Below are 15,828 nucleotides of genomic sequence, written 5' to 3'. Positions count from 1 at the left end.
CACTCCTTCGTGAGGGCTCTCCTTCCGAAGATACTAGGACGTCCTACTATTTCCCAAGGGCGCACTACCGGCGGCGTACGGGGTAGGGGCCGGTGCAGGGGGTGACGCCGATGCGCGCACTGACGTTCGTGCCGGGGAAGAAGGGGACGCTGGAGGTCCTGGACGTGCCGGAGCCCGCGCCGGGCCCGGGCGACCTGCTGGTCGAGGGGCTGGCACTCGGGATCTGCGGGACCGACAGGGAGCTGGCGGCGGCCGAGTACGGCTGGCCCCCGGCGGGCCGCGACCGGATGGTCATCGGGCACGAGTCGCTCGGGCGCGTCGTGCGGGCGCCGGACGGCTCGCCGTTCGCGCCGGGCGACCTGGTGGTCGGCGTGGTGCGCAGGCCCGACCCGGTGCCGTGCGGGGCCTGCGGGCACGGCGAGTTCGACATGTGCCGCAACGGCCGCTACACCGAGCGCGGCATCAAGGAGCTGGACGGCTACGGCGGCGAGCGCTGGATCGTCGAGACGGGGTACGCCGTGCGCCTGGACCCGTCGCTGGCGAGCGTCGGCATGCTGGTCGAGCCGGCGTCCGTGGTGGCCAAGGCGTGGGAGCAGATCGAGCGCATCGGCGCGCGGGCCTACTTCGAGCCGCACACGCTGCTGGTGACGGGCGCCGGGCCGATCGGGCTGCTGGCCGCGCTGCTGGGGAGCCAGCGCGGCCTGGAGGTGCACGTGCTGGACCGGGCGCCGGCCGGGCTCAAGTCCGACCTGGTGGAGGAGCTGGGCGGGACGTACTACTCCGGCTCGTCGCTGGAGCCGCTGGGGGACGTCCGGCCCGACGTCATCATCGAGTGCACCGGGGCCGGGCAGCTCGTCATCGACGCCATGACGGCCACGGCCGCCAGCGGGATCGTCTGCCTGTGTGGGCTGGCGGCGGGCGGGCGTACGCACCGGGTGGACGCCGGGGTGATCAACCGGGACATCGTCCTGGAGAACGACGTGGTCTTCGGCACCGTCAACGCCAACCAGCGGCACTTCGCGGCCGCGGCCGAGGCGCTGGCCAAGGCGGACGTGGGCTGGCTGGAGCGGCTGATCAGCCGGCGGGTGCCGCTGGAGCGCGCCCTGGAGGCGTTCGAGCCGGCCGAGAACGACGTCAAGGTGGTGATCGAGCTGTCGACCGGGTGACGGCGGTCGAGTGACGGCGGTCGAGTGACGGCGTTGAGGCGGCGGCGTCAGGCGGCGGCCGGGCGGCGGCGTTGAGGCGGCGGCCGGTCAGCGGGGGTCGTAGGGCTTGCGGCGGGCCGGGGGCGCGGGCCGGGTGGCGGTGGCCTGCCCGGAGCCGCCGCCGGCGTGCTCGCCGGCGTGCTCGCCGGACTGGGGCGGCCCGCCGACGCGGACCCTCTCCCGCGGGCGCTCGGGAAGGCGCTCCGGCGGGCGCGGCCGCTCGGGGACCGGGGTGGAGCCGACCCTGGTGAGCCGGTCGCGGAAGGCCGGCGGGATCGGCGCGGGCGGCCGGGCCTCGCGCTCCGGGCCATCCTGCCCGTCCTGCCCGCTCTGCCCCTCCTGCCCGTCCTGCCCGTCCTGCCCGTCCCAGGACCAGGGCCGCGACGGGAGCCACGACCAGGTGAGACGGCGGTGGACGCCGCGGCGGCGGGTGAAGCGTAACGACAGCACGACGGTCGCCAGGACCATGGCGGCCAGCAGGGCGGGCGGCGTGCCCAGGAAGTCCAGCGGCGAGCCGCCGGGCGCGGGCTGCCGGTCGCGGACGAAGGGCTGCTCGGTGCCGCGCAGCTCGCCGGCCCGGTCGGCGTTCTCTTTGACCAGGCGCGGGATGCCGTACCCGACGACCTTGTCGGTCTCTCGGGTCTTGCGCTTGAGCCAGACGCCGTCCACGTTGGCCTCGATGGTGTGGATCTTCTTGCCCTCGACGCGCTCCACCACGCCGACGTGGTCGATGCCCTTGTAGGACTTGCCACCGCGCCAGTCGTAGAAGACCAGCGCGCCGGGCTCGGGTTGCCGGCTCCAGGCGCCCTGCTTCATGAACCAGGCGGCGTGCGAGGGGGTCCAGGCGAACTCACCGACGTACGAGGTGAGGCCCGACTTGTCCGCCGCCCAGGCGAGGAACATGTCGCACCAGGGGGCGTCACGGAACTGGGTGTCTTGGACGTGATCCGCGTACCACTGGCCGAACTTGGTGAACTGGCCGCTCTTCTCCTTATAGCCGAGCTCCTGCCGTACCGTCTCCAGCAGCTTCTCCGCGATCGGGTCCAGGGTGACTCCTCCCAGAAAACCGACAAATCACGATGGACTGTAATAGCGCGGTCGCGGGATTGCGCGGATGACCGGGAAAGTGTCTTGCTATGAGGCGAAATATCAGCTAAGTGACTGCTGTGACAGTTGAGGCAGGAGGGACGTCAGGCCCCCGCGCCGACGCGGTAGACCGCCACGTCGCCCGCGCCCGGCGCGACCACGTCGGCCACGATCACGGTCACGTTGTCGGGGGAGCCGCCCTCGTTGGCCAGGTCGATGAGCCGCTGCACGGCCGCGACCGGGTCGGCCACCGACGTCAGCACCTCGTGCAGCGTCTCCGGGCCGAGCACCGCCGTCAGCCCGTCGGAGCAGAGCAGGTAGCGGTCGTCGGGCTCGGCCTCGCGCAGCGCCATGTCGGGCTCGGCCCGGCCCTCGCTGCCCAGCACCCGCAGCACCATCGAGCGGCGGGGGTGCACGGCGGCCTGGTCCTCCGTGATCCGCCCTTCGTCCACCATCGACTGCACGAGTGTGTGATCCTTGGTCATCTGATACAGAGCACCATCGCGCAGCAGGTAGCCACGGGAGTCACCGAGATGAGCCAGGGCGAAACGGTAGCCGTCGAACAACATGGCGGTCACCGTGGTGCCCATCCCCCGGCGCGCCGGGTCGATGTCGGCCAGCTCGACCAGCCTGCGGCCCGCCTCGGCCACGGCGCTCTCCAGCGCGGCCTCCAGGTCGGCGCCCGTCTCGGGAAGCGTGGCATCCAGCTCGCGCATGACCGCGATCGCGGCCGAGCTGGCCAGCTCGCCCGCCGCGTGCCCGCCCATCCCGTCGGCCACCACGAGCAAACGGCCACTGGCATAGCCGGAGTCCTCGTTCTGCTCCCTGCGGCGGCCCACATCTGATCCGGCGGCATAGCGGATGTTGTGCTTCATACCTAGCAGTAAATCATTGGTTGAAAGACTTCACAAGCAGATGCGCTGAAGACTCTTGTGAACTACTGTGGGGTTCATGAGCCACGACCCGACCGTCAACGCCGGGGACATCGCCCGGCTCGCCGGTGTCGGGCGGGCCGCGGTCAGCAACTGGCGCCGCCGCCACGACGACTTCCCCCAACCGGTGGGCGGGACCGCCAACCAGCCGCTGTTCTCCCTGCCCCAGGTCGAGTCCTGGCTGCGCCGCTATGGGAAGTCCTACCAGGTCTCGCTGGGAGATCGGGTGTGGCAACGCCTGAAAGCCGCGGGTGATTTGCGGCTGGGCGAGCTGGTGGCCCAGGCCGGCGCCCTCCTCACCGCCGGCCGGCGCCCGCCGCTCGACGGCCAGGAGGCCGGGAGCGGTCCACTCGACGGGGAGCTGGCCGGGCTGATCGCCGAGCTGGCCGAGCGGTACGAGCCGCTCACCGCCTACGAGTTCCTGTGCGAGCGCTACCTGGAGGCCCACTCCCGGCAGCTCTCGGTCACCCGCGACGACGTGGCCGAGCTCATGGTCCGCCTGGTCCGTGCCGAGGGCGGCACGCTGCTCGACCCCGCCTGCGGCGTGGGAACGCTCCTGCTGGCCCTCGGCCGCACGCCGGGGCCGGGCGGCGACGCGCCCCGCCGCCCCGCCAGGGTGCTCGGCCAGGAGCTCAGCGCCACCTCGGCCGCCATCGCCGCGGCCCGGCTGCGGCTGCGCGGCCTCGACGCCGAGATCGTGGCCGGCGACGCCATGCGCGCCGACGCCTTCCCCGGGCAGCGGGCCGACGCCGTCGTGTGCGACCCGCCGTTCAACGAGCGGGCCTGGGGCTACGAGGAGCTGACCGGCGACCCGCGCTGGGAGTACGGCCTTCCGCCGCGCGGCGAGCCCGAGCTGGCCTGGGTCCAGCACTGCCTCACGCACGTCAGGCCCGGCGGGCTGGTCGCCATCCTCATGCCCCCGGCCGCCGCCAGCCGCAAGGCGGGCCGCCGCATCCGGGCCAACCTGCTGCGCGCGGGCGCCCTGCGGGCCGTCGTCGCGCTGCCCGGCGCCGACCTGTGGCTGCTGCGCCGCCCGCGGCCGGGCGAGCGGCCCCCGTCCGAGGTGCTCATCCTCGACGCCACCGCCGACCTCGGCCTGGTCGAGCCGGCCTGGCAGTCCTACCTGGAGGAGCGCTCGGAGCAGAGCGTGCGCATCATCGACCTGCTGGCCGACGAGGTCGACATGACCCCGGCCCGCCACCAGCGCCGCGACGACGTGGGGCGGGCCTTCGCCGAGGTCCGCGACCGCTTCCTGGCCGCCACCGCGGTGCCGCCCGACCTGAAGGTGCTGGAGCAGCCGCTCGACCAGCCCGCCATCACGCTCGGCGACCTGATCAAGGAGGGTCTGGTGACCATGATCCAGGCGCCGCCGAAGATGGTCGCCGGCGGCGGCGACGTGCCCGTCCTGACCGCCGACGACGTGCTCAGCGGCGCCCCGCCCTCCGGCTTCACCAGCCTGCAGAAGGGGCTGGTCACGATCCGGCCCGGCGACGTCGTGGCGTCCTACTCCAGCGTGCGCGTGATCGCGGACGGCGGCGCCGTGCTGGGCCCGCACCTGACCCTCTACCGGGTCGACGCCCGCCGGCTCGACCCCGACTTCCTGGCCGGCTACCTGCGGGCCGCGGGCGGGCGGGCCACGACCGGCTCCAGCCGGTTCGACGTGCGCCGCACCCGGCTGCCCCGGCTGCCGCTGAAGGAGCAGAAGGCGTACGGGGAGGCCTTCCGCCAGCTCGCCGTCCTGGAGGACACCATCCGCGAGGCGTCCGCCCTGGGCCACACCCTGATCCGCCTGGCCCTCGACGGCCTCGCCGAGGGTCACCTCCATCCCGCTCCCGGCCTCACCTCGTGAGGCGGGCTCCCGCGCCGGGCTGACGGTGTAGTTTTTGCGGAAAGGTGGTAGGGAGGGACGGATGGTCATCGGCGACCGGTATGTGCTCGACGACCTTCCGCTCGGGACGGGCGGCATGGGCGCGGTGTACGCCGGTCACGACCGCCACCTCGACCGCCGGGTCGCGGTCAAGCTGCTGCGCCTGCCCAGCGGCCCCGACCACGAGCTGGAGCGCCGCTTCATCCGCGAGGCCCGCATCCTGGCCAGGCTGGAGCATCCGGGCGCGCCGGTCCTGTACGACTTCGGCACCCACGAGCAGCGGCTCTACCAGGTGATGCAGTTCATCGAGGGCGTCACCGTGGCCGACGTGGTGAGCGAGCACGGCCCGCTGCCGGTGCCGTGGGCGGCGGGCATCGCGGCCCAGGCGTGCGCGGTGTTGTCGGCGGCCCACGCCCTGGGGATCTGCCATCGCGACCTCAAGCCGACCAACCTCATGCTCTGCCCCGACGGCAGCGTCAAGGTGCTCGACTTCGGCCTGGCCCTGCTGCGGGACACCGACGTCACCACGTTCACCAGGATCGGGCAGATCCTGGGGACGCCGGCGTACATGGCGCCCGAGCAGATCCAGCACGGCGTCGCCGAGCCGCGCAGCGACCTGTACTCCCTGGGCTGCGTGCTGCACGAGATGCTGACCGGCCGCCAGCTCTTCACCGGCCCGACCGACTACGTGGTCTTCGAGAAGCAGGTCAAGGAGCGCCCGCCGGGCGTCCCCGGCATCCCGGACGGGCTGGCCGCGCTGCTGGGGCAGCTCCTGGAGAAGAAGCCGGACGACCGTCCCGCCGACGCGGGCGAGCTGTACGGGCGGCTCGACCCGTTCGCCGTGGACCTGCCGCCGCTGCCCGGTTTCCTGGCTCCCGCCCCCAGCCCGGGCCGCATGTACGCCCGCATGGCCGGCCGCGTCCTCGGCGGCTGAGCCGGGGCCGCGGCGTGAGAACGCGCTCTCTCACATAACAAGGATCGTTATTTAACCCCCGTTGACAGCACGGTGTGAGCGCCGCGAATCTCATGAGAGAGCGCTCTCTCACCTGTCCCCCCATGCACAACCCAGGAGGGTTCCATGACCCCTCGGATGCGTCTCGCCGTCCCCCTGCTCGCCGCGGCCCTGCTCTCGGCCGCGTGCGGCGGCGGCGGAGGGAACACCGCCGCCGCCCCGGCGAGCGCGAAGCCCGGAGAGAAGATCAAGCTCACCGTCGGCCTGTTCGGCGACTTCGGCTTCAAGCCGCTCTACGAGGAGTACAAGAAGACCCACCCGAACATCGAGATCGTCGAGAACGTCACGCAGTTCAACGACCACCACAGCAACCTGGTCAAGCGGCTGGCCACGAACGCGGGCGCGGGGGACGTCGAGGCGGTCGAGGTCGGCTACATCAGCACGTTCACCGCCCAGCCGAACAAGTTCGTCGACCTCAAGCAGTACGGCCTCGACAAGCGCCGGCCGGACTACCTCGACTGGAAGTGGCAGCAGGGCCTCAGCAAGGACGGCGGCCAGCTCCTCGGCCTCGGCACCGACGTCGGCGGCCTGGCCATGTGCTACCGCAAGGACCTGTTCAAGAAGGCCGGCCTGCCCGGCGACCGCGACAAGGTCTCGGCCCTGTGGCCGACGTGGGAGCAGTACATCGAGACCGGCAGGAAGTTCGCCGCGGCGAACGTGGCGGGCGCGAAGTTCACCGACTCCCCCGGCGAGATCTTCCGCGCGATGGTCAACCAGGCCCCGGTCGGCCTGTACGACGCCCAGGACAACATCATCGTCGACTCCAACCCCGACGTGAAGAAGGCCTGGACCCTGTCCAACCAGCTCACCCAGGACGGCCTGACCGCCAAGCTCGCGGCCTTCTCCCCGCCGTGGAACACCGGCTTCGCCAAGGGCTCCTTCGCCACGATCATCTGCCCGGCCTGGATGACCGGCTTCATCCAGGAGCAGGCCAAGGACGCGGCCGGCAAGTGGGACATCGCGACCGTGCCGGGCGGCTCGGGCAACAGCGGCGGCTCCCACCTGATGGTGCCCAGGCAGAGCAAGCACCCGAAGGAGGCCGCCGAGCTGATCGACTTCCTGACCTCCAAGGAGAACCAGGCCAGGGTGTTCAAGGAGGAGGGCACCTTCCCGTCGATCCCGGCCCTGTACGACGACCCGTCGATCCAGAACTTCACCAAGCCGTTCTTCGGCGACGCCCCCATCGGCAAGATCTACTCCGAGGCCGCCAAGGCGCTCAAGCCGCAGCACCTCGGCCCGAAGGAGGCCGACGTGCGGGTCGCCATCGGCAATGGCCTCGGCCGCGTCGAGCAGGGCAAGCAGACGCCGGACGAGGCGTGGGCGCAGGTCCTCGAGGACGTCAAGAAGATCAAATGAGCGCCCTTCCCCTCGCGGTGACGCGGCGGCACCGGCGCAGCGTGCGGCACACCCTCGACCTGAGGGTGTCGCCGTACGCCTACGTCGCGCCCTTCTTCCTGCTGTTCTGCGCCTTCGGCCTGTTCCCGCTGGTCTACACGGCCTGGGTCAGCCTGCACGAGTGGACGCTGCTGTCGGACGTCCAGGAGTTCGTCGGCCTCGGCAACTACACGACGCTGCTGGCCGACGGCTACTTCTGGAACGCCACCTTCAACACGCTGTCGATCGGCGTGCTGTCCACCGTCCCCCAGCTCCTGCTGGCCGTCTGGCTGGCGCACCTGCTCAACCGGCGGCTGCGCTTCCAGACGTTGTTCCGCATCTCGCTGCTGCTGCCGAACGTCACCAGCGTGGTGGCGGTCGTGGTGATCTTCAGCCAGCTCTTCGGCCGCGACTTCGGCATGATCAACTGGATCCTGTCGTGGTTCGGCGTGGGCAACATCGACTGGGCGGCCGGCACGGCCAGCTCGCACGTCGCGCTGTCCGTCATGATCATGTGGCGCTGGACCGGCTACAACGCGTTGATCTTCCTGGCCGCCATGCAGGCCGTGCCGCGCGAGCTGTACGAGGCCGCCACCCTCGACGGCGCCGGCGGCTTCAAGCAGTTGCGCAGCATCACGATCCCGATGATCCGGCCGACGATCATCTTCGTGGTCATCGTCTCCACGATCGGCGCCATGCAGATCATCGCCGAGCCCATGTTGTTCGGGCAGAGCAGCGGCGGCGGGGGCGGCGTCGCCACCGGCGGCCCCGACCGGCAGTTCCAGACCCTGGCGCTGTTCGTCTACGAGCAGGGCTTCGCCAACTCCACGTTCGACTTCGGCTACGCCTCGGCCGCGTCCTGGCTGATGTTCCTGGCCGTGGTGGTGGTCGCCGGGATCAACTTCCTGATCACCCGCAGGGTGAAGGGCGGGATCGTATGAGGCTGCGCTACCTGACCCTGATCGCCGTGGCGTTCTTCTCGGCGTTCCCGCTCTACTACAGCGTCGTCGTCGCCTCCCGGCACAACTCGGCGCTGGCGCAGGTGCCGCCGCCGCTGGTCCCGGGCGGCAACTTCTTCGCCAACGTCGCGCGGGTCTTCGACACCGTGCCGTTCGGGCTGGCGCTGGTCAACTCGGTGATCGTGGCGGGGTCGATCTCGCTCGCGGTGATGTTCTTCTCCACGCTGGCCGGCTTCGCCTTCGCCAAGCTGAAGTTCCGCGGCCGCAACGCCATGCTGGTCATCACGGTGGCCACCATGATGGTGCCGGCGCAGCTCGGCATCATCCCGCTCTACATGCTCATGGTGAAGCTGGAGTGGACCGGCACCACGTACGCGCTGATCGTGCCCGCGCTGGTCAACGCCTTCGGCGTGTTCTTCATGACGCAGTACCTGTCGCGGGCCCTGCCCACCGAGCTGCTGGAGGCCGGGCGGGTGGACGGCTGCTCCACGTGGGGGCTGTTCTGGCACGTCGTGCTGCCCGCCGCCCGGCCCGCGGCGGCCGTGCTCGGCATGCTGACGTTCATGTCGGCCTGGAACGACTACTTCTGGCCGCTGGTGGTGCTGAACCCGGACAACCCGACGGTCCAGGTCGCCCTGTCCACGCTGGCCAGCGGTTACGTCAACGACTACGTGCTCGGCCTGGCCGGGACGGCGATCGGCACGCTGCCGCTGGTGGCCGTCTTCGCGCTGTTCGGCAAGCAGATCATCGGCGGAATCATGCAAGGAGCTGTTAAGGGATGACGTTTCCCGAGGACTTCGTCTGGGGCGCCGCCACGGCCTCCTACCAGATCGAGGGGGCGGTCAAGGAGGACGGGCGGGGCCAGTCCATCTGGGACACCTTCTCGCACGCCCCCGGCAACGTGGCCAACGGCGACACCGGCGACGTGGCCTGCGACCACTACCACCGCTACCGCGACGACATCGCCCTGATGCGGGAGCTGCGCCTGGCGGCCTACCGGTTCTCGATCGCCTGGCCGCGCATCCAGCCGGACGGCTCGGGGCCGGTCAACCCGCGCGGCCTGGCCTTCTACGACCGGCTGGTGGACGAGCTGCTGGCCGCCGGCATCACCCCGTACGTCACCCTCTACCACTGGGACCTGCCCCAGACCCTGGAGGAGCACGGCGGCTGGACCAGCCGTGACACCGCCCACCGCTTCGCCGACTACGCCGAGGCGGTGCACGCCCGGCTCGGCGACCGCGTCACCGACTGGGCCACGCTGAACGAGCCGTGGGTGGCGGCCTACCTCGGCTACGGCAACGGCGTGCACGCGCCGGGCCGCCGCGACCCCGCCGACGCGCTCCGCTCGGCCCACCACCTGCTGCTCGGCCACGGCCTGGCCGCCCGGCGGCTGCGGCCCGGCACGGTGATGCTGGTGGTCAACTCCTCGCCGGTGCTCACCCCGGCGCAGGTCAACGATCCGGCGGCGGTGCCGGGCGAGGCCGACGCGGCCGCCGTGGAGCGCGTCCACGCGCTGCTCACCCGGCAGTTCCTGGACCCGGCGCTGTACGGGACGTACCCGCCGGAGGTGCTGGCGGCGGCCGAGCGCAACGGCGGCACGGACCACATCCGCGACGGCGACCTCGACACGATCAAGGCGCCGATCGACCTGATCGGCGTCAACTACTACAACCCGTGCGTCGTCGAGTCCGGCCCCGGCCTGCCCGCCGACGCCGCCTGGCCGGGCTCGGAGGGCGTGCGCTTCGCCACCGCCGACGCGCCCACGACCGCCATGGGCTGGCCGATCGTCCCGGACGGCCTGTCGCGCCTGCTGGTCCGGCTCTCCCGGGACTACCCGCGGGTCGGCCTCATGGTCACCGAGAACGGCGCGGCCTTCGACGACGTCGTGGAGAACGGCCGGGTCCACGACCGCGACCGGGTGGCGTACCTGGACGGGCACCTGCGCGAGGTGGGCCGGGCCATCGAGGCGGGCGCGGACCTGCGCGGCTATCTGGTGTGGTCGCTGCTGGACAACTTCGAGTGGGCCGAGGGCTACCGGCGGCGCTTCGGCATCGTCCACGTGGACTACGCGACGCAGCGCCGCACGCCCAAGGACAGCGCGCTGTGGTATCGCGACGTGATCGTCAGGAACGGCCTGTAGATTCTTCACGTGCTCTCCCTCTTGGTGCAGTCATGAGACGCCCGACCCTGGAGGCGGTCGCCGCCCGGGCGGGTGTCTCGCGGGCCACCGCCTCCCGCGTCGTCAACGGGCAGACGACGGTGGCGCCCCACATCCGCGACGCCGTGCTGCGGGCCATCGACGAGCTGGGCTACGTCCCCAACTCGGCCGCCCGCAGCCTGGTCACCCAGCGCACCGACTCGATCGCGCTGGTCATCAGCGAGCCGGGCACCCGGGTCTTCTCCGAGGACCCGCTGTTCTCCACGGCCATCAGGTCGGCGATGGTCGAGCTGGAGGCGGCCAACCGGCAGGTCGTGCTCATGCTGGCGTCCAACGCCAAGAGCCACGCCCGGGTGGAGCGTTACATCTCGGGCGGGCACGTGGACGGCGTCATGCTCATCTCCATGCACGGCGCCGACCCGCTGCCGTCCGCGCTGTCGCGGCTGCGCGTGCCCGTGGTCTCCTACGGCCGGCCGGCCGTGCCGGTCGACATCCCGTTCGTCGACAACGACAACGTGGGCGGGGCGGAGGCCGGCGTCCGGCACCTGGTGGAGAGCGGCCGCCGCCGCATCGCCACCATCGCCGGCCCGCAGGACATGATCGCCGGCCAGGACCGGCTGGCCGGCTACCGCAACGTGCTGCGCGACTCCGACCGCCGCTCCATCGTCGCGGTCGGCGACTTCACCCGCGAGTCGGGCGCGATCGCGATGCGCCAGCTCCTCGGCGACGACCCGTCCCTCGACGCCGTCTTCGTGGCCAACGACCTGATGGCGGTGGGCGCGCTGCAGTCGCTGCGCCAGGCCGGCCGCCGGGTGCCCGACGACGTCGCCGTGGTCGGCTTCGACGACATCGAGGCCGCCAAGTACACCGAGCCCCCGCTGACCACGCTGCGCCACCCGGTGGTCGAGCAGGCCGCGGCGATGGTGAGGCTGCTGCTCGGCCTGTTCGAGGGCGGCCCGACCGATCCGGTCATCCTGCCCACCGAGCTGGTGATCCGCGAGTCGGCGTGAGCGCGCCGGAGAGCCGCGCCGTGGCCGCCGCCGTGGCCGCCGCCGTCGCGGTGGCCGGGGAGCACGGGGTGCGGGCGCGGGAGCCCGTGGTGCTCAACGACTCGTTCAACCTGCGCGTGCACCTGCGCCCGGCGCCGGTCGTGGCGCGGGTGCCGACCGTCACCGCGCTCGGGCGGGAGCGGCCGGAGGAGGTGCTGCGGCGGGAGCTGGAGGTCGTGGCCTACCTGCACGGGGCGGGGGCGCCGGTGGTGCCGCCGAGCGGGCTGCTGCCGCCAGGGCCGCACCTGCGCGACGGCTTCGCGGTGTCGTTCTGGGAGCACGTCGAGCACGACCCCGGCCGCGTGATCGCGCCGGAGGAGGCCGGGCCGGCGCTGGCCGCGCTGCACGCGGCCCTGCGCGGCTTCCCCGGCGAGCCGCCCTACCTGTGGCCGGTGCTGGAGGAGCCCGCGCGGCTGCTCGGCCTCCTGGACGGCCGGATCGACCCCGGCGCCCATTCCCGGCTGCGTGACGGGTTCGAGGAGCTGTCCGCCCGGCTGCCCCGGCGCGGCGGCCAGGCCGTGCACGGGGACGCGCATCCGGGCAACCTGCTGGCCACCCCCGCCGGCCTGCTGTGGAACGACTTCGAGGAGTGCATGACCGCGCCCGTGGAGTGGGACCTCGCCGTCCTGCTGCGCACGACCCGGCTGGACGGCCCGGCGGCCGTGCGCGCCTACGGCGCCGACCCCGGCGATCCGGGGCTGGCGCCGTTCCGGGCGGCCCGCGCGTTGCAGGGCACGCTCTGGCTGCTGGTCCGGGGCCTGCGGCTGCCCCGCTACGAGGCGACCGCCCGGCGGGCGCTGGAGGTGTGGCTCCGCGACCCCGGCGGAGCCACCCGCTGAGTCCACCCGCCGAGACGTGCCGGACCGCGGCGTCAGACCAGCCAGGCCGTCGTGTCGGCCGGGAGGGCGCCGTCCTCCAGCGGGCCGCTGGCCAGCAGGACCCTGCCCTCGGGCAGCCGCACCGCCTCCGGCCCCAGGTTGGTGACGCAGGTCAGGCCCGAGTCGCGGCGGAAGGCCAGCACCCCCTCGCCGAGCGGCAGCCAGGTCAGGGTGCCGTCGCCCAGCGACTCGCGCCGCACGCGCAGCGCCTCCCGGTACAGGTTGAGCATCGAGCCCAGGTCGGTGCGCTGCGCCTCGGCGGTCAGCTTGCGCCAGCTCTCCGGCTGGGGCAGCCACGGCGTGCCCGCGCCGAAGCCGAACGGCGGCTCGTCACCCGCCCACGGCAGCGGGACGCGGCAGCCGTCGCGGCCCGGGTTCGTGCCGCCCGACCTGGTGTACATCGGGTCCTGGCGCAGCTCGTCCGGCAGGTCCTCGACCTCGGGCAGGCCCAGCTCCTCGCCCTGGTAGACGTAGACCGAGCCGGGCAGCGCCATCGCCAGCAGCGCCGCCGCCCGCGCCCGCCGGTAGCCCAGCTCCAGGTCGGACGGCGTGCCGTGCAGCCGGCCGCCGTGCTCGAAGGTCGTGTCGGCGCGGCCGTAGCGGGTGACCGGGCGGGTCACGTCGTGGTTGGACAACACCCAGGTCGGCGGCGCGCCGATCGGGGTGTGCGTGGTCAGCGTCAGGTCGATGACGCGGCGCAGCTCGGCGGCCTCCCACGGGCAGGACAGGAAGTCGAAGTTGAACGCCGTGTGCAGCTCGTCGGGGCGCAGGTAGCGGGCGAAGCGCTCCTGGTCGGGCAGCCAGACCTCGCCGATGAGGACGCGCTCGCCGTACTCGTCGGCGATCTCGCGCCAGCGCCGGTAGACGTCGTGGACCCCGTCGAGGTCCTCGTAGCCGGTGTCCGACTTGAACAGCAGCGCCGCCGAGTCGATGCGGAAGCCGTCCACGCCGCGCTCGAACCAGAAGCGCAGCACGTCCTCGAACTCCTGGTGCACCTCCGGGTTGGTCCAGTTGAAGTCCGGCTGCTCCGGGGCGAACAGGTGCAGGTACCACTGGCCGTCGGGCACCTGGCTCCAGGCGGGGCCGCCGAAGATGGACCGCCAGTCGTTGAGCGGCCGGTCGGCGAACCAGAACCGGTCCCGGGCGGCCGGGTCCTCCAGCGCCTGCTTGAACCAGGCGCTCTCGGTGGAGCTGTGGTTCGGCACGACGTCGATGATGACCTTGATGTCGAGCTGGTGCGCCTCCTCGATGAACGCCTCGGCCTCGGCGAGCGTGCCGAAGACCGGCTCGATGTCCCGGTAGTCGGCGACGTCGTAGCCGCCGTCGGCCATCGGCGAGGGGTACCACGGGTTGAGCCAGATGGCATCGATGCCGAGGTCCTTCAGATACGGCAGGCGGGAGCGCAGGCCGGCGAGGTCGCCCACGCCGTCGCCGTTCCCGTCGGCGAAGCTACGCAGGTAGACCTGGTAGATCGCGGCCCCCCGCCACCACGTTTGCGACATGCGCTCATCCCTTGATGCTTCCGGCGGTGAGTCCCGCCATGATGTGCCGTTGGAAGACGAAGAAAACGATGATCATGGGGATGCTGGTGATGACCAGCCCGCCCATGACCTGGTTCTGGGTCACCGCCCCCGCGGTCTGCGACAGGCCCACGCTGACCGTCATCTTCTCGCTGTCGGTCATGACCAGCAGCGGCAGGACGAAGTCCTTGAACGCGGTGACGATCGTGAAGATGGACGTCACGCCGAGGATGGGCCGGGAGACCGGCAGCACGACGGACCACAGCGTGCGCAGCGGCCCGGCGCCGTCGATCTGCGCGGCCTCGATCAGCTCGCGCGGGATGGAGTCGAAGAACCGCTTGAGCAGGAAGATGGTGAAGCCGTTGGCCGCCGCGGGGAACCACAACCCCCAAGGATTGTTCAACAATCCCAGGTCCACGATCGTGACGTAGAGCGGGATGAGGATCACCATCGGCGGGATCATCAGCGTGGCCAGCATCGCGCCGAGGATCACGTTGCCGAACGCCGGGCGCAGCTTCGACAGCGCGTACGCCGCCGCCACGTCCACCGCCATCGAGAACGCCCAGGCCCCGAAGGCGTAGTACGCGGTGTTGGCCAGCAGCGTGCCGATGTCGAACAGGTCCCACGCCTCAAGGAAGTTGCCCAGCGTCGGGTCCTTCGGGACCAGCGTGGGCGGCATCTCGGCGATCTCGTCCGGCGTCTTCATGGCGCCGGTGACCATCCAGTAGAGCGGGAAGACGAAGGCCATCGTGAACAGCACCACGACGGCGACCAGCACCAGCCAGTAGATCCGCCGCCCCCACCTGCTGTTGAGCTGGTGGGGCGAGACGATCGTGCGGAACTGCACCTCCATCGGCCTGGGCCGCGTCCTGGCGCCGCGCCTGCCCTTCCGGGCGGCGGCGCCCGCGCCGACGGAGATCATGCCTGGTCCTCCCGGGTGGTGCGGAGCTGGAGGGCGGCGAAGACGAGCAGCGCGAGCATGAGCATCATGCCGAGCGCGCCGGCCTGGCCGTAGTTCATCTGCGAGAAGGCGAACTGGTACATCAGGTACGCCACGCTCACGGTGGCGTTCTCCGGGCCGCCGCCGGTCAGCATGTACGGCTCGATGAACACCTGCATGGTCGCCACGATCTGCAGCATGAGCATGAGCAGCAGGATCAGCCGGGTCTGCGGGATCGTGACGTGCCGGATGCGCTTGAGGATGCCGGCCCCGTCCAGCTCGGCGGCCTCGTACAGCTCCGGCGGGATGTTCTGCAGCGCGGCCAGGTAGATCAGGGTCGCGCTGCCCATGTTCATCCAGGTCGAGACGAGCACCAGGGAGATCAGCGCCGTGGACGAGCTGTCCAGCCAGGCCAGCGCCGGCAGGTGGAAGAAGCCGAGTATCTGGTTGAACAGCCCGGGCCCCGGATCGTAGAACCACCGGAACAGCAGCACCGCGACGATCGGCGGCAGCATGACCGGCAGGTAGACCACGAACCTGAGGTAGGCCCGGGCGTGGCGCAGCTCGTTCAGCACGAGCGCGACGACGAACGGGACGGCGTAACCGCACAGCAGCGCCAGCGCGGTGAACTCCAGGGTGTTCAGCCACGCCTCCCCGAAGGCCGGGTCGGCGACGGCCGCCTTGAAGTTGTCCAGGCCCACCCACTCGGGCGGGTTGATCAGATCGGTCCTCTGGAAGCTCAGGATGAACTCCCTGACCATCGGATACCAGGCGAACACCGTGAAGCAGAACAGCGCCGCGCAGAGGAACCCGTAGGCCGTCAGGTTGCGCCTGAAGATCCCCATCCA

14 protein-coding genes are annotated in these 15,828 nt (G+C 71.6%); 9 read left to right on the top strand and 5 right to left on the bottom strand.

Annotated features, from left to right (window positions below; all coding sequences use genetic code 11):
* Positions 1-110 precede the first annotated feature (110 nt).
* Positions 111-1,166 (top strand): glucose 1-dehydrogenase, encoded by a 1,056-nt coding sequence (locus AB0H75_RS03810; protein WP_367789791.1) that lies wholly within the window; start codon positions 111-113, stop codon positions 1,164-1,166.
* 87 nt (positions 1,167-1,253) lie between these two features.
* On the opposite strand, the gene AB0H75_RS03805 is transcribed toward AB0H75_RS03810, so the two are convergent.
* Positions 1,254-2,228, bottom strand: a complete 975-nt coding sequence (locus AB0H75_RS03805; protein WP_367790479.1) for a CHAP domain-containing protein — start codon at positions 2,226-2,228, stop codon at positions 1,254-1,256.
* Between the two features lie 167 nt (positions 2,229-2,395).
* Positions 2,396-3,166 (bottom strand): PP2C family serine/threonine-protein phosphatase, encoded by a 771-nt coding sequence (locus AB0H75_RS03800; protein ID WP_367789788.1) that lies wholly within the window; start codon positions 3,164-3,166, stop codon positions 2,396-2,398.
* Positions 3,167-3,242: 76 nt separating this feature from the next.
* On the opposite strand from AB0H75_RS03800, the gene AB0H75_RS03795 reads away from it, so the two are divergent.
* From AB0H75_RS03795 to AB0H75_RS03760, 8 genes are all read left to right on the top strand, one after another.
* A complete protein-coding gene (locus AB0H75_RS03795) occupies positions 3,243-5,072 on the top strand; it encodes an N-6 DNA methylase (RefSeq protein WP_367789784.1) in 1,830 nt (609 codons plus the stop codon).
* A 61-nt stretch (positions 5,073-5,133) separates the two neighbouring features.
* Complete coding sequence (locus tag AB0H75_RS03790; RefSeq protein ID WP_367789781.1) at positions 5,134-6,024, top strand: serine/threonine-protein kinase; 891 nt, start codon at positions 5,134-5,136, stop codon at positions 6,022-6,024.
* A 144-nt stretch (positions 6,025-6,168) separates the two neighbouring features.
* On the top strand, positions 6,169-7,458 hold the full coding sequence (locus AB0H75_RS03785) for an extracellular solute-binding protein (protein ID WP_367789778.1): 1,290 nt from the start codon (positions 6,169-6,171) through the stop codon (positions 7,456-7,458).
* Positions 7,455-8,417, top strand: coding sequence for a carbohydrate ABC transporter permease (locus AB0H75_RS03780; protein WP_367789775.1), 963 nt, complete (start codon positions 7,455-7,457; stop codon positions 8,415-8,417). Before AB0H75_RS03785 ends, AB0H75_RS03780 begins: the two co-directional genes overlap by 4 nt.
* Entirely contained in the window at positions 8,414-9,217 is an 804-nt protein-coding gene (locus AB0H75_RS03775; protein ID WP_367789772.1) for a carbohydrate ABC transporter permease, read from the top strand. Before AB0H75_RS03780 ends, AB0H75_RS03775 begins: the two co-directional genes overlap by 4 nt.
* Positions 9,214-10,575 carry a GH1 family beta-glucosidase gene (locus AB0H75_RS03770; protein ID WP_367789769.1) on the top strand — a complete coding sequence of 454 codons (1,362 nt, stop codon included), beginning with the start codon at positions 9,214-9,216 and terminating at the stop codon, positions 10,573-10,575. The genes AB0H75_RS03775 and AB0H75_RS03770 overlap by 4 nt, the downstream gene beginning before the upstream one ends.
* Before the next feature lie 32 nt (positions 10,576-10,607).
* Entirely contained in the window at positions 10,608-11,603 is a 996-nt protein-coding gene (locus AB0H75_RS03765) for a LacI family DNA-binding transcriptional regulator (protein WP_367789766.1), read from the top strand.
* Entirely contained in the window at positions 11,600-12,481 is an 882-nt protein-coding gene (locus tag AB0H75_RS03760; RefSeq protein ID WP_367789763.1) for a phosphotransferase family protein, read from the top strand. The genes AB0H75_RS03765 and AB0H75_RS03760 overlap by 4 nt, the downstream gene beginning before the upstream one ends.
* A 32-nt stretch (positions 12,482-12,513) precedes the next feature.
* Here AB0H75_RS03760 and AB0H75_RS03755 read toward each other — a convergent pair whose 3' ends face one another.
* The 3 genes from AB0H75_RS03755 to AB0H75_RS03745 are packed head-to-tail and all read right to left on the bottom strand — an operon-like array spanning position 12,514 to position 15,825.
* Positions 12,514-14,022: a glycoside hydrolase family 13 protein gene (locus AB0H75_RS03755; protein WP_367789760.1), complete on the bottom strand. Its 1,509-nt coding sequence runs from the start codon at positions 14,020-14,022 to the stop codon at positions 12,514-12,516.
* Positions 14,023-14,026: 4 nt separating this feature from the next.
* Positions 14,027-14,962 carry a carbohydrate ABC transporter permease gene (locus AB0H75_RS03750; RefSeq protein WP_367789757.1) on the bottom strand — a complete coding sequence of 312 codons (936 nt, stop codon included), beginning with the start codon at positions 14,960-14,962 and terminating at the stop codon, positions 14,027-14,029.
* Positions 14,959-15,825 carry a carbohydrate ABC transporter permease gene (locus AB0H75_RS03745; protein ID WP_367789753.1) on the bottom strand — a complete coding sequence of 289 codons (867 nt, stop codon included), beginning with the start codon at positions 15,823-15,825 and terminating at the stop codon, positions 14,959-14,961. Before AB0H75_RS03745 ends, AB0H75_RS03750 begins: the two co-directional genes overlap by 4 nt.
* Positions 15,826-15,828: the final 3 nt, after the last annotated feature.

This window comes from Nonomuraea sp. NPDC050783, assembly GCF_040802095.1.
GTDB lineage: Bacteria > Actinomycetota > Actinomycetes > Streptosporangiales > Streptosporangiaceae > Nonomuraea.
This window is presented reverse-complemented; position numbering and strand designations above follow the sequence as displayed.